Source organism: Synechococcus sp. JA-2-3B'a(2-13) (genome assembly GCF_000013225.1).
Lineage (GTDB): Bacteria > Cyanobacteriota > Cyanobacteriia > Thermostichales > Thermostichaceae > Thermostichus.
Genome location: NC_007776.1, coordinates 1,009,684 through 1,023,701, shown reverse-complemented (window position 1 = coordinate 1,023,701; position 14,018 = coordinate 1,009,684). Strand labels below are relative to the sequence as shown.

Below are 14,018 nucleotides of genomic sequence, written 5' to 3'. Positions count from 1 at the left end.
TCCCCCATGGGTGTGCTCCGACCCACTCCGATGTTCTACACGCAGGATCGCCAGAGGCGCTTCTGGAGTTTTTACTGGGAAGATGCCGAGAAGTACGGCATCCACCCTCAGCACATCGTGAGCGGACAGCAAGTTTGGGAGGTGACCAACGCCGGGGAGTATGAGGCTAAGCTCAACCAGGTCTTTGCAAGCGGGGATCCCCTCTCCTACGAATGTCAGGTGCTCTCGCCCCGCTACAAGTTGCATCTGCATCTTTCTCTCAACCCTGTACGGGACATGGAAGGGGAGGTGGTGGCGGTTGCGGCAGTGGGCAAGTTGCTGGGGGCCACGCCTTTTGCGCTGGCCGGAGGAGCCAGCAGCCCCAACAGCCAGCCCCATCCTGTCCTGGCCGACCCGGTACAGGGGATCACGACGCAGTTGGTGCGCAACATCCGGCATTCCCTGGATATCCGGCAACTGTGCCAGCAGACCGTGGAGCAGTTGGGGCAACTGTTTGAGGTAGATCGCTGCCTGATGGCCCTCTACGAGGTGGGGCAAGACTCCCTCACGGTCAATGCCGAGTACCGCCGCCATCCTGGGGATCCCTCCCTGCTCCACCAGACCCTGAAGCTGGCAGATTACCCCCATTTGTTGCAGGCCCTCAGACAGGAAGAACCGGTGGAGGCGGGGCGACATCTGGCCATTGCCATGTCTTACCAGGGCTACGCCAACAGCCTGCTCTGGCTGGAAATGCTGGATCCGAATAGGGTTCCTGTTTGGCAGCCAAGCCACATTCAGGTACTCCAGAGCATTGCCACCTACCTGGGCGCGGCCATTGCCCACGCCATTTTGCTGGATCAAAGTCGCCAACTGGCAACCCGCTTGCAGTTAGCCAACCAAACTCTGCGTCAGAAAAATAAGGAGCTGGAGCAGGCCCGTGCCCAAGCGGAATCGGCCAACCAACTGAAAAGCCAATTCCTGGCCAACACCTCCCACGAGCTGCGCACCCCTCTCAACGGGATCATCGGCTTTATCAAGCTGGTGCTGGACGGGATGGCCGAAAACCGCGAAGAGGAGCTGGACTTTTTGCAAGAGGCCTATCGCTCTGCCCTGCACCTGCTGGCCCTAATCAACGATGTGCTGGATATCGCCAAGATCGAGGCGGGCAAAATGCAGTTGGAGTTCCAGCCCTGCGACCTGCGAGCTTTGTTTAAGGATGTGGAGGCCAAGACTAGCCTGCAGGCCAGCCAAAAGGGCCTACAACTGAGCTTCCACCTGCCCAACACCTCGGATCAGATTTTGCTCTTGGGCGATTACCAACGCCTGTTGCAGGTGATGCTCAATTTGGTGGGGAATGCCATCAAGTTTACCCCCAAAGGCTCAGTAACCGTGCGGGCGGATATCCTGCCCGGCAACCCAGGTTTGGCCCGCATCCGCGTCATCGACACCGGGATCGGGGTATCGCTGGAAAAGCAGCAGAAGCTGTTTCAGGCCTTCACACAGGTGGATGGTTCCACCACCCGCCAATATGGGGGGACGGGCTTGGGCCTGGCCATCAGCCAACGCCTGGTGGAGGCGATGGGAGGGGAAATCAATTTCTACAGCCTGGGCGAAGGGCTGGGATCCACCGTCACCTTTACGGTGCCCCTCTACCGCAAGCCGCTCCTGAGCGGGGATCCGAACCCAGAGGCGCTCCCTGCTCAACCCGCCCGAGATAGACCTGAGGATGCGGATCCCACCTTGATTTCTGTTCCCAACTCAGTCCAGCGATGACCCACCCGGCCATTTCTCCTTCAACCGCTCTGGGTACCGCTCGGTTGCCCTATCCTCGTAAACGGTTTGGTCAGCATTGGCTCAAGGATCCCGCTGTTCACGAGGCGATTTTGCGGGCTGCCCAGTTGAATGATCTGGAGAGAGGGGCGGATCCCACTTGGGTGCTGGAGATCGGCCCCGGCACCGGCCAACTGACGCGGCGATTGCTGGCCCAGGGTGTCCAGGTGGTGGCGGTGGAGATCGACCGGGATCTGTGCCGACTGCTGCGAAAGCGCTTCGCCGACCAGCCCCGCTTCCACCTGGTGGAAGGGGATTTTCTTCGCCTGCCGTTGCCCCCTCAGCCTCGCCTGCTGGTGGCCAACATTCCCTACAACCTCACCGGATCCATCCTGGAAAAGGTACTGGGATCCCCGGCCCAGCCGGTTCGGCAGTTCGAGCGCATTGTCCTTCTGGTGCAAAAAGAGCTGGCCGAGCGCTTGCAGGCCGGCCCCGGCAGCAAAGCCTATGGTGCCCTCAGCCTGCGGACGCAGTATTTGGCCGATTGCGAGCTGATCTGCAGGGTGCCCCCCACCGCTTTCAAGCCCGCCCCCAAGGTGGAATCTGCTGTGATTCGCCTCACCCCCCGCCCCGCCCCCACCCCCGTCCGGGATCCCTGCTGGTTTAACCACCTCCTTCGACAGGGGTTCTCCACCCGTCGCAAGAAGCTCGTCAATGCCCTGGGAAGCTTGGTGGAGCGAGAGGTGGTCGCAGCAGCTTTGGCTCAGCTCCGCCTCAACCCCGATGCCCGCGCCGAAGAGCTGGATCTGCCCCACTGGCTGGCCTTGAGCGACCTGCTGCTGGAGAAAGCGCCCAAAAGGGCTGTTGTTCCTCAAGAGGAGCAGGAACCAGGGTAGGGTAAGAGAGGGAAGCTCAGTTGGGCGAACCCAAACATCCTCTGGGGTTTTTGAAGTCCCTTCCCGATCTTGTTCTGGATCCCTTTCGTCAATGCAGGTGCATCCATGCAGGGCAACCAAGGCAAGCAAATCCTCTTGACCGGCGGCACAGGCGGGCTGGGTTTGGGGGTGGTTCCCGTGGTGCTGGCCAGCGGAGCAGAGCTGACCTTGACCTATCGCCAAGAGAAAGATCTTGCCATTTTGCGGGAGCGCCTGCCGGCCAATGCTCTGGATCGGGTTCGCTTTGTGCAAGTGGATTTAACAGATGAGGCGGCGGTTGCCCGCGTCATTGCCGACCTACCCCGCGTGGATGGGCTGATCCACCTGGTGGGGGGCTTTGCCATGGGCCCCACCCACGAGTACAGCTTGGCGGACTGGTATCGCGACTTCGACCTCAACCTCACCACCACTTTTCTGACCTGCAAGCACAGCCTGCGCAGAATGTGGCAACAGGGCTATGGGCGGATTGTAACGGTGGGATCCCGCGGAGCGGTGGAGCCGGGCCCGCAATTGGCTGCCTACTGCGCTTCCAAAGCGGGGGTGGTGGCCCTGACCCGTACCATTGCCGCCGAAACCAAAGGCACAGACATCACAGCCAACGTCATCCTGCCCAGCCTCATCGACACGCCGGCCAACCGAGCTGCCATGGGATCCGAGCAAGCCGAGCTGTGGGTAAAGCCAGAGTCCATCGGGCAGGTGATCGCCTTTTTGGTCTCAGAAGCAGCGCGGGATCTGCGAGGGGCGGTGATCCCGGTGTATGGCAACGTCTAGGCAACTGGTTGACCAAGCCATGAGCCGCCATTCATGATACAGAATATGCACTTATCCCTATCCAGTTCTTTTCCATGCTGAAGCGATTATTCTTGGGTGGTTTGCGCCGGCAAATCGGTCGCATTGAGGTGGCAGGGGCCATTGATGGCAAAACTCGCGAGCGGGTTCTCAAGGCCCTGAAAGAGGTGGAAGAAAACCAGATCCCTGCCGTGGTGCTGCGCATCGACAGTCCAGGCGGGACGGTGGCCGACTCCCAAGAAATCTACAATGCCCTCTTGCGTTTGCGAGAGAAAAAGGGCACCCGTATTGTCGCCAGCTTTGGCAACATTGCTGCCTCTGGGGGGGTTTATATTGCCATGGGAGCCGAAAAAATTGTTGCCAACCCAGGAACAATCACCGGTAGCATTGGCGTGATCATTCGAGGCAACAATATCGAACGCCTCCTGGATAAGGTGGGGATTTCATTTAAGGTGATTAAGTCTGGCCCCTACAAAGATATTCTCTCGTTTGATCGCGAGCTGACCCCAGAAGAGCGAAACATCCTGCAAGAGTTGATCGACATCACCTACGGCCAGTTTGTGCAGACGGTTGCTGCTGCCCGCAAGTTGAGTTTGAATGTGGTCAAAACTTTTGCCGATGGCCGCATTTTCAGCGGAGAGCAGGCCCTTCACTTGGGTGTGGTGGATCGCTTGGGCACAGAGGAAGATGCCCGCCTTTGGGCGGCAGAGCTGGCGGGTTTGCCGACGGATGCGAAGTTCTACGACCTGCTCCCGCGGCGCAGAGGTTGGTCTCGGTTTTTGCCGGCAGCAGAAGCCTTGGCCCGTCTGCAGTTTGAAGTGAGCACCTCGGGCTTGCCCCTGTGGCTTTACACAGGTTCTTGAGGCAGTTCGCGAACAGCTATTCCGGGAAGTTTAGCGTTCTGTACCGCACAGCCCCCACCCCCGGCCCCTCTTCCAGAGGGAGAGGGAGTTTAACTAAAGTAGCCCAACTCCAATTGCCGGGCCAGATCCAGCAGCCGGTGGGCCAGGGTTGGCTTGGTTGCCAATGGGATCCGCTCTGGACTTCCCTGCTGGGGGATCCAATAGCCTTGGTTGTGGCTGCTGCCAAAGCCGCTATCCGGTTGGTCGATGGGGTTGGCCACAATAGCATCCAGGCCCTTCTGGCGGAGCTTCTCTCTGGCCGGCGGCAAGGGATCCCCACTTTGGGCGGCAAAGCCGATGAGGCGTTGGCCAGGGCGTTTGTGGCGGGCCAGAGCTGCCAGCAGGTCAGGGATCGGCTCCAACGGCAACATCTGGGGTAGATCGGCTTTGGGCAGCTTCCCCGCGTAAACCTGAGAGGGGCGCACATCCCCCACAGCAGCAGCCATCCACAAGAGATCCGCCTGGGGAAATTCCGCCTGCAAAGCCGCCTCCAGTTGGGCTGCCGTTTCCACTCGAATGGCCCGAATGCCAAAGGGTTCCGGCTCAAAAGGGATCCCCAACGGCCCATGAACCAGCGTCACCGTCGCTCCTCGGCAGGCCGCCGCCACCGCCAATGCCACGCCCATCCGACCACTGGCCGGGTTGCCGATAAAACGCACCGCGTCGATGGGCTCCCGTGTCCCCCCCGCCGTCACCAACACCCGCTTGCCCTGCCAATCTTTTTTCCCCCCTGTCCAGAGCAAAGCCCGCACATACTCCTGCAGCGCCTCCGGCTCCAACATGCGCCCTTCCCCCACCGCATCACAGGCCAGGCGGCCACTGGCCGTCGGCAAGGCCCAAAAACGGGGATCCTGGTGTAGCCGCTGCCAATTCTCGGCCACCTTCTCCGCCTTCCACATCTGCGTATTCATAGCCGGTGCCACCGCCACCGGACACCGGGAAGCCAAAACCACATTGGTGAGCAAATTATCCGCCAGCCCATGAGCCAACTTGCCCAAGGTGTTGGCCGACAAGGGTGCAATGAGGAGAGCCTCCGCCCATTCCCCCAACTCGATGTGCAGCGGTCGTCCTCGTGTTGCCTGCCAAAAGGCGGCATCCGTAAAAGCCGGCTGGCGGGACAAGGTGGCAAAAGTCAAAGGAGAAATAAAATGTTCCGCAGCTTTTGTCAAAACCACCTTGAGCTCTGCTCCCTGCTGCACCAGAGCAGACACCAAAGCTGCCGTTTTGTAAGCAGCAATCCCCCCGCTCACCCCAATGAGGAGACGCCGCCCCGACCAAAAGGGATCCATATCGAGTGACACGCAAACAGCCTTGTTTCCAGTTTCCCTGCTTTTGCTCAATTCCGGCGGCAAAGCGGGGATCCCTCGCCCAAAGATACTTTGACTTGGACGGATGACCCTGTCGAGAATAGGGCCTGAGAGCCTATCATTCCCCATTTCAGCCAAAGTCTCCCCCATAGGTTCTGGCCTTCAGAGGGAATTCCCCACTGCTGTTTTGCGCAACCAGCCCTCAGATCCCATTGCAGTCGCGCACTCATTCCCTCTAATTAAGAAGAGTTGGATCAAACTCTATTGCAATCGCTGTTTGTTTCTGGCTACACTAACAGTTGTCCCTAAAACCATCTCGATATGGCTACAACCAGTAAACCAAAACCACTCACTGGCCAAGAGCTCCTCGACAAGGTAACTTCAATGGGAAATGCGGATCGCAAGGAAAAAGCTCGCGCCTGTGGTTATGTCACCTACACCAAGAATGGTCAGGAGCGAGTGAATCTGATGCAGTTTAACAACGCCCTGTTGAAGGCCGTTGGCGTGGATCTCGGCGCTAGTGACGAAAATGGATCCCGTGGCCGCGCTCCTACCTTCCGGGTTTCGGTTCATAAGAATGGCAACCTCCTGATTGGAGCTGCCTACACCAAGAAGATGGGCCTCAAGCCCGGAGATGAGTTCGAGATCAAGCTGGGCCACCACAACATCAAGCTGGAGCGGGTCAACTGATTTGCTGTCTCCCTGGATGCTTTTCCCTGCTGGTGAGTTCATCTCAGCTTGGGTAAAGCCTTTGGTATTCCTTTCGGCCTCTAGGGGCTTGGGAGCAGCGACCTCTTCCCTTCGCTCCGGTGCTCATTGTCTTTCTACTTTTCAGAACAAGGGATCCTCATGATCCGCTGGGGATCCCTGGCAGTTTGTACCTCATCAATGGCTGAAGTGTGGGCAAGTTCGCTATTCTGACAACAGTTGAATTGGGTCTGCGGCAATGAACACTCCGACCGTGCCAAATGTCTTTCGCCATTGGCGGCGGTGGCGAACTTGGGCGGGGCTGTTGTTGTTGGCAGCAGCGTTCTTTGTCATCGAGTCTCATCGGCAAGTTTGGCCTCAGTCGAATGCTTCTCAAAGTCAGGCATTTTTGGAGTGGGTGTCTTCCCAGCCTACCCCCGAACAGCAGGATGTTTTTGTGGATGGAGTCATTCGGCTGCAATTCAATCGGCCACTGGATCCCAATCTACAACGTCTGGCGGTTCAGTTGGATCCGCCGGCAGCGGTTATTTTTGATGTGCAGGGAGACGAGTTGTTGCTTAAGCCTCGGGATCCCTTGCGCTTTAGCACCCGTTACACCCTCACGCTTTCTCCCCAAGAGGGGCTGCCCCTCGAGCAGGCCATTCAGCTGAGTTTTCGCACCGAACCGCAATTTACCTACGAACGGGATGTCAAACCGCTGCTAGAAGCCAGTTGTGTGGGTTGCCATCAGCCGGCAGGACGGCAGCGCACCCAGTTGCTGGACAGTTATGAGGCCACGATGGCCTATGTCAGGCCCGGGGATCCCAATAGCGAGTTGATCAATCCCCGGTGGACGAGCCGCCACGCCTACATCCTCAACGCCATTAACCCCAACCGCCCCCAAGCTCGCGGCGGATCCCCTGAGATTGCTTACATTCAAGCTCGCGGGCTGCCCCTGTCCCGTCTGGGCTTTTGGACGCCGGAGGAAGTGGAGATCGTCCGCACCTGGATTGTGCAGGATGGCGCCCCCCGCACCAGCGCCCGCTTACAGATGGGCAAGTAAACTACCCGACCCTGACTGCTTCGCAGTACAGGGCGGGCTTTCGGTAGCCCTGCAGTTGGCAAGCCAACCACGAACCTCTAGGCTGGTTTACAGCAGCCCCCAAAAGCGCAATCACATTCGCACCATTCAAATCCGCATCCCCTTCCCATCCACAGTGTCCACACTTAAACTTCTTTCCACTGCGGTAGGATTGCGCAGGGTCGGGATGAATGTGCAAACACCGGTGGCAGGTCTGCGACGTGTAGGCAGGCGGCACCAGAATCAAAGCAACCCCCGCACGCAGAGCCTTGTACTCCAAAAATTGACGGAGTTGATAAAACGCCCAGTTGTTGGCCCGTCTACGCTCTGTCTTGCTCCGTGGCTGTTGATTAACCCTTTCCCGGATCCCTGTCAGGTCTTCCAGAGCGATAGCACTGTTGGTAGCTTTTGCCCTGGAGACAATAGCTTTGGAGATGCGATGATTAACCCACGCTTGAAAGCGTCTCTCCTTGCCAGACAGCCGTTGCAGCAGTTGACGGCATCTGCGCCGCGAACTGCGTGTGCCCTTACTGGCTTTGCGTTGGAGTACCGCCCTCAACCGGGAGTAGTGGTCGCGGACTTTGTTCAACTGCTGTCCATTCCAGTTATCTCCTTCCGATGTATGAGCAATATCCGTCCTTCCCAAATCCACGCCCAGCACTCTATCCGTGCCTTGCGGTGGGGATGGCTCCGTTTCCACACAGATTTGAATGGAGTAGAAACCGTCTTTGCGCTTGACCAGAGTGGCAGATTTGGGATTGGAGCCTGCCAACTGTTCTCTCTGGTAACGGCCAATCGCCAGCTCAAAGCGCTCCCGACCCTCCACCGTGGTCAGCGACACCGTCCAGTCTTTTTGACGGAACGAAAAGATACGGGCGTCGTAGGTAACAAAGCCGCTCTTAAACTCCTTGACGGGACGCTTTTTCTGCTTAGCCACTTTGCGGGAACCCGCTACCCGTCTGCACACCTGTTGAGCCAAGTTACTGGACAAGCCAAACCGAGCGCGAATCTGGTAATAGCAAAGGGACTGGAGTTTGACTGCGTTGACTACTTTTTCTGGTGTGTTTTGGTTGACCCAGTTCAACGCCTGCACAAAGGCATCCATTGTCGCATCCAACTTTGCGGCCTGCGACTGGGACACCTTGAGCTTGCAGGAGACGGTCAGGACTTGGGTCATGGTTCTATCATAACTTCCGCATTCCTCCCGACACTGACCCTACGGGTACAGTGCGGGGCTCCTGCGATTTCTAGCTGAATAAGGCATCTGGAACCCAACCCCCACTGCCATGACCCCTCCTCAACCTTTGGCCACCGTGATTCAGGGATCCCTGAGTCGAGGGCTGGAAGCTCGCCTCAATCCCGGTGTCTCGGTAGAAGACTTGCGGGTGGGCAAATTCGTGGTGATCCAGGGGCAGCGCAACCGCTTCTTTGGCCTGCTTACTGACGTTACCCTAGAAACCAGCAACCCCCAAATTCTGGTCAATCCCCCCCGCCCGGAAGAGACCTTGCTGCAGGAGGTGCTGGCCGGTACCGGTACCTATGGCATTATTGCCCTCACCCCGATGCTGATGTTGGTGCCGCGGCAAACGGAAGGGGAAAGGCTGTATCCCCTGGTCAATCCCGAACGGCCAGAAGCGTTGGCAGCTCCCCTCGGCCAAGAACCCCCTTCCGCTGGCGCCATGGAGCTGCTGCCCGTGAAAACAGTGCCCGCCCATTTTTCACAGGTGTATGAGGCACGGGAACTGGACTTTCGCACCGTCTTCGGTTGGGAAGATGACCCGGAGCGGCGCAACTTTGCTATCGGCCAGCCCCTCGACATGGCTGTGCCCATCTGTTTGGACTTGGATCGCTGGGTGGAGCGCAGCAACGGCATTTTCGGCAAATCGGGCACCGGCAAGTCCTTTCTAGCCCGCCTGATCCTGGCCGGTATCATCCGCAAACGGGCGGCGGTGAACCTGATCTTTGACATGCACTCCGAGTACGGCTGGGAGGCGGCCAGCGAAGACAAGCACGCCACTACTGTGAAAGGCTTGCGGCAGCTCTTTCCCGGTCAGGTACAAATCTATACCCTGGATCCCGATTCCACCCGGCGGCGAGGGGTGCGGGATGCGCAGGAGCTCTTCATCGCCTACAACCAGATCGAGGTGGAGGATCTGGCCCTGTTGGCAGAGGAGCTGAACCTATCGGAAGCCAGCCTGGAAAACGCCATTATCCTGCGCAACGAGTTTGGCCGCGACTGGATCGGCCGCCTCTTGAGCCTTTCCAACACCGAGATTCAAGAGTTTTGCGAACAGAAAATGGGCAACAAAGCCTCGATGATGGCCCTGCAGCGCAAGCTCACCCGCCTTGACAACCTCAAGTACATCCGCAGCACCCTGCCCCACAACTACATCGGCCAGATTTTGGATGCCCTCAGCCGCGGCATTCACGTGGTTATCGAGTTTGGATCCCAGTCCAACTTGCTTTCCTACATGTTGGCTGCCAACGTCATCACCCGCCGCATTCACCAGGCCTACGTACATCAGACGGAGCGGTACTTGCAATCCAAAAATCCCCTCGACCGGCCCCGTCAACTATGCATCACCATTGAGGAGGCCCATCGCTTTTTGAATCCGCGGGCGGCCAAGCAGACCATCTTCGGCACCATTGCCCGCGAGATGCGCAAGTACTTTGTCACGCTGCTAGTGGTGGATCAGCGCCCTTCCCGCATCGACAGCGAGGTGATGTCGCAGTTGGGCACTCGCATTACGGCACTCCTCAACGACGACCAAGATATCGAGGCGGTGTTCACAGGGGTGGCGGGTAGCCAGAACCTGAAAACGGTGTTGGCCAAGCTAGATTCCAAACAACAGGCCCTCCTTCTCGGCCACGCCGTGCCTATGCCGGTGGTGGTGCAAACCCGCTCCTACGACCAAAGGTTCTACGCCGAGATCGCCGACCCCGACTGGTCGCAGGCCGAAGATGCGGAGGTGCTCCTGGCCGCTCAGAAGGCCAAGGAGGAGCTGGGACTTTAGGGAGAGCTCCCCCAAAGTCCCGTCATCAAGCACAGCAGCAAGCACCGCAGGGGGGGGAAGGCCATCATCCCTCTCAGGATCCACCGCCGCATAACCACTACGGGCCAGTAGGAGTTGGAGAAAGTGCGGGTGAGCAGATCCGTGAAGAGCAGCACCACCCAGTTTTCCCAGCGGCGACGGCGACCGTAGCGGCGCAGGACTTTGACATCTCCCAGATCCTCATGCCGTCTCCAGGCGTCTAGGAGCACCTGGGCCAGGGCAGCGGCGTCGCGGATGCCGAGGTTGAGCCCTTGGCCAGCCACCGGATGGCAGTGGTGGGCGGCATCTCCCACTAAGGCAAGACGATGCTGATAGTAGCGGCGGCTTTGCCGTAGGCGAGCCGGGAAAACCTGGGGCCGGTTCAGCAAAGTGAGCTGGCCGCTCTGACCGCCGTAGTAGCGCTGCATCTCGGCCAAGAAGTCGGCCTGAGGAAGGGCCAGGGTGGCTTTGGCCTGCTCGTGGGGCATGATCCAGACCACCTGACAGCGGTTGCCGGGCAGGGGCAAGATGGCGAAGGGGCCGGCAGGCCAGAAGCGCTCGTAGGCAATGTTTTGGTGGTCTTGGGAAGGGGCCACCAAGGCGGTGATGCAGGACTGCCAATAGTCCCAGCCGTCGCTAGGGATCCCTGCCCACTGCCGCACCTGGGAGCGCAGGCCGTCGGCGGCGACCACCAGGGAGGCCCGCAGTTGGCGACGCCCCTGGGCCGTTTCCAGCTCTACCTCGGCTGCAGCCTTCCCATAGGTTACGCTCTCCACCTTGGCTTCGTAGTAGCAGCTAATTTTGGGATCGGCAGCCACCTGCTCCTGGAGCGCCTGCTGCAGCCAGGCATGCTCGCCACAGTAGAAAACTGCCGCTTCCCCCACATCCTCCGGTCTAAACGTCACCCGCTGGGGAGCGTTGGCGTCGGTTAAAATCACCTGAGCAAAGGGCGTAATGTGGGGAGCCAGCGCCTCCCACACCCCGACGGCCCGGAAGATGCGGATTGACAGCGGCGAAAGGGCATAGGCCAGGGGGCGCTGTTTGACTGCCTCAGCCGACTGGGCCTCAATGAGGGCCAACCGCAGGCCGGATCCCCGCAGGGCACAAGCTAGGGTTAAGCCCGCGATGCCTCCGCCGACGATAATCACGTCGTAGAGGGCTGCCAAAGTATCCGGAGTGGGAGCAAGAGTTGTCATCTCTCTTATTCTCCTATTGGCTGCTGTGGGCAACCACTTCTGTGCGGGTGGAGTCTGCCGACGTGGCGGCTCGCACGGCCCGGAACATGCCAAAGCGGCAGAGGCCAGTGCCGAAGGCCAGGCGCATGAGCAAGAAAGTGGGCACCTCCCGTAGCGACTTAATCAGGCCCACCAAGCCAAACTTCAGCAACCCTTCGGGACGGACAATGCCCTGCCAGATGGAATCCAGCCAAGAGGGAAGGGTCTCCTGAGTCCAGTCGGCGGTTTCCACTCGTCCTGCCACCAGGCCAGTAGCCTCCAACTGCTCGGCAAAGCCTTCGATGCTGGAGAAGGAAGGGTGTGACCATTGATCCAACAGTTGCCGCATCACCAGCCGCTCCCAAAAGTTCAGGGGCTTTTGCCGGTCGTCCCGCTGGTTCCAGTCCGCCACCACCAGGATTCCCCCTGGCTTCAACACCCGCAGCATCTCTTGGGCATAGCGGGCCTTGTCCGGCATGTGAGGCCCTGCCTCAATGGACCACACCACATCGAAGCTGGCATCGGGGAAGGGCAGGTCGAGGGCATCTGCCACCTGAAACTGGACAGGCAGATCAGGGGGGGTGAGCTCCTGGGCCCGCTTCACCTGCTGAGGACTGATGGTGATACCGGTTACAACAAAGCCGTAGTCGCGGGCCAAGATGCGGCAGCTCCCACCAATGCCGCAGCCCACATCCAACACGGTTGTCCCTGCAGGCAGTCGATCCAACCCACCCCAGCGCACCATCTCGTGGACAAAGTCGTGCTTGGCCTGCAGAAAATTTTTTCGTTGGGGAGGAGAGCCGTAGTGGCCTAGGTGAATGTGTTCGCCCCAGTAAAACTCTAGGATCCCATCCCGAGTCCACTCGTCGTAAGACTTGGCCACAGAGGCGGGAGACTCGTATTTGCGAGCAGTCAACAGATAGGCTGCCAAGCCCACGGCCAGCAGCACAGCTATGCCCAAAGCCCAAAAGATTGGATTCATCGGATCAACCATGAAGTTTCTATGATATGAAGTCCCTCTGCGTGGTGGCGATCATTGTCAGTTGGATGGCGGAGCCACAGGCAGAGTGCTTTCCGGTGTGGGGTCTGCCAATCCAGCCCAGCAAAGGCGCAATCCCATCTTGCCCCATCTGCTGGCTCAAGATGGAGTCTGGGGCAAAGGGCAGCTGGGCGAGATTTTCCAGCACGATTCCAGCATCCGTTGGGGTCGCTGCCATCACCTGCTGGATGGGGTGTTCCAGGGGTGGCAACCTCAACAGCAGCGGCTGCTCCTTCACAAAAGGTTGGCGGCGTAGCGAGCAGCTCCCCTCAGCCCCACCTGCGCATTCACCACCACCTGCACCGACAGTTGCTCTAGAAGAGGACGCATCCGCCCCTTATCCAAAAACGAGGACAAAAACTCCCCTTGATGCAGTAGGCGCAAGAGCTTGGGCGCGATCCCCCCAGCGATGAACAGGCCCCCGCGCGGCAATAGGTGTAGGGCAAAGTTCCCGACTGCAGCCCCGTACAGGCTGATGAAAAGCCGCAGACACTCCACCGCCAGGGGATCCCGTGCTTCCATGGCAGCATTGGCAATTTGGGCTGCCGGGTCAATATGCTTAGCTCCCTTTTCCCAAGCCTCAATTTGGGCCAGCAGCTGTTCTTCTCCTGAGCCCCACTGGCTATCCCGCAAAAATTGATAAATGGCAACGATCCCCTGCCCCGAGACCACCCGCTCGGTGGAGACACGTCCGTGCCGTTTTTGCAAATACCTCAAGAGCTCCCACTCCAGAGGGGTGCGCGGGGAAAAGTCCACGTGACCGCCCTCGCTGGCATGAACTTGGTAACCCCCTTCTCCCCAGGTAAGGTAAGCCTGCCCCAAACCCGTGCCTGCTCCCATCACGCCAATCGGAGCCCGCGGTTGACGCTCACCCACTTGCAAGGTGTCCAGATCCTGGTCGCCGAGGGCAAGCACGCCATACCCTACGGCGCTGAAGTCGTTGATCAAGGCTACGCGCGGGATCCCCAGCTCTGCGGCCAATTGGCTCGACTGCAGATCCCAGGGCAAGTTGGTCACTTTGGCAGTCTGTCCCTCAGACCCTGAGCCCCTTGTTTCCATGACGGGGCCGGCCACTGCAAAACAGGCGGCAGCAGGCTGTGGATCTCGCCCCAGCTCCCGCCGAGCCTGGGCCAGAAACTCTCCCACCATTGGGGCGAGGTTGGCGTAATCTTGGCTGGCATAGCGGCAGTGGTAAAGGCTGTGCTCGGGATCCTCGGCATTGACAAGGCTGAGGCTGGTTTTGGTGCCCCCGATGTCTCCTGCCAACAACAAGTCCATACAGT

General features: G+C 59.2%; 13 protein-coding genes. 8 read left to right on the top strand and 5 right to left on the bottom strand.

Features of this window, described 5'->3' with window-relative positions; all coding sequences use genetic code 11:
* Positions 1-6 precede the first annotated feature (6 nt).
* From CYB_RS04705 to sppA, 4 genes are all read left to right on the top strand, one after another.
* Complete coding sequence (locus CYB_RS04705; RefSeq protein ID WP_041437176.1) at positions 7-1,752, top strand: sensor histidine kinase; 1,746 nt, start codon at positions 7-9, stop codon at positions 1,750-1,752.
* A complete protein-coding gene (gene rsmA / locus CYB_RS04700) occupies positions 1,749-2,645 on the top strand; it encodes a 16S rRNA (adenine(1518)-N(6)/adenine(1519)-N(6))-dimethyltransferase RsmA (protein WP_369791764.1) in 897 nt (298 codons plus the stop codon). Before CYB_RS04705 ends, rsmA begins: the two co-directional genes overlap by 4 nt.
* A 105-nt stretch (positions 2,646-2,750) precedes the next feature.
* Positions 2,751-3,455, top strand: a complete 705-nt coding sequence (gene fabG / locus CYB_RS04695; protein ID WP_011432618.1) for a 3-oxoacyl-ACP reductase FabG — start codon at positions 2,751-2,753, stop codon at positions 3,453-3,455.
* 74 nt (positions 3,456-3,529) lie between these two features.
* Positions 3,530-4,336, top strand: a complete 807-nt coding sequence (gene sppA / locus CYB_RS04690) for a signal peptide peptidase SppA (protein ID WP_011432617.1) — start codon at positions 3,530-3,532, stop codon at positions 4,334-4,336.
* Positions 4,337-4,425: 89 nt separating this feature from the next.
* Here sppA and coaBC read toward each other — a convergent pair whose 3' ends face one another.
* A complete protein-coding gene (coaBC, locus tag CYB_RS04685) occupies positions 4,426-5,664 on the bottom strand; it encodes a bifunctional phosphopantothenoylcysteine decarboxylase/phosphopantothenate--cysteine ligase CoaBC (protein WP_011432616.1) in 1,239 nt (412 codons plus the stop codon).
* Between the two features lie 339 nt (positions 5,665-6,003).
* Here coaBC and CYB_RS04680 point away from each other — a divergent pair, with 339 nt between their 5' ends.
* A complete protein-coding gene (locus CYB_RS04680) occupies positions 6,004-6,372 on the top strand; it encodes an AbrB family transcriptional regulator (RefSeq protein WP_011432615.1) in 369 nt (122 codons plus the stop codon).
* A 256-nt stretch (positions 6,373-6,628) separates the two neighbouring features.
* On the top strand, positions 6,629-7,432 hold the full coding sequence (locus tag CYB_RS04675; protein WP_071818150.1) for an Ig-like domain-containing protein: 804 nt from the start codon (positions 6,629-6,631) through the stop codon (positions 7,430-7,432).
* A 1-nt stretch (position 7,433) separates the two neighbouring features.
* On the opposite strand, the gene CYB_RS04670 is transcribed toward CYB_RS04675, so the two are convergent.
* Positions 7,434-8,627, bottom strand: a complete 1,194-nt coding sequence (locus CYB_RS04670) for an RNA-guided endonuclease InsQ/TnpB family protein (protein ID WP_011432612.1) — start codon at positions 8,625-8,627, stop codon at positions 7,434-7,436.
* Positions 8,628-8,736: 109 nt separating this feature from the next.
* Here CYB_RS04670 and CYB_RS04665 point away from each other — a divergent pair, with 109 nt between their 5' ends.
* Positions 8,737-10,464 (top strand): helicase HerA domain-containing protein, encoded by a 1,728-nt coding sequence (locus CYB_RS04665; RefSeq protein WP_011432611.1) that lies wholly within the window; start codon positions 8,737-8,739, stop codon positions 10,462-10,464.
* Here CYB_RS04665 and CYB_RS04660 read toward each other — a convergent pair.
* Together CYB_RS04660 and CYB_RS04655 are read right to left on the bottom strand one after the other, a co-directional pair.
* Positions 10,461-11,678: an FAD-dependent hydroxylase gene (locus CYB_RS04660; protein WP_011432610.1), complete on the bottom strand. Its 1,218-nt coding sequence runs from the start codon at positions 11,676-11,678 to the stop codon at positions 10,461-10,463. The genes CYB_RS04665 and CYB_RS04660 overlap by 4 nt on opposite strands.
* Positions 11,679-11,691: 13 nt before the next feature.
* Positions 11,692-12,678 (bottom strand): methyltransferase domain-containing protein, encoded by a 987-nt coding sequence (locus CYB_RS04655; RefSeq protein ID WP_041436329.1) that lies wholly within the window; start codon positions 12,676-12,678, stop codon positions 11,692-11,694.
* Positions 12,679-12,775: 97 nt separating this feature from the next.
* Between CYB_RS04655 and CYB_RS14735 the strand changes: the two genes are divergently transcribed.
* Positions 12,776-12,991 (top strand): hypothetical protein, encoded by a 216-nt coding sequence (locus CYB_RS14735; RefSeq protein ID WP_148202700.1) that lies wholly within the window; start codon positions 12,776-12,778, stop codon positions 12,989-12,991.
* Here CYB_RS14735 and CYB_RS04645 read toward each other — a convergent pair.
* The gene (locus tag CYB_RS04645; protein WP_011432607.1) at positions 12,970-14,013 is read right to left on the bottom strand and encodes a glucokinase; all 1,044 of its coding nucleotides are present in this window, start codon (positions 14,011-14,013) and stop codon (positions 12,970-12,972) included. The genes CYB_RS14735 and CYB_RS04645 overlap by 22 nt on opposite strands.
* Between the last annotated feature and the right edge of the window lie 5 nt (positions 14,014-14,018).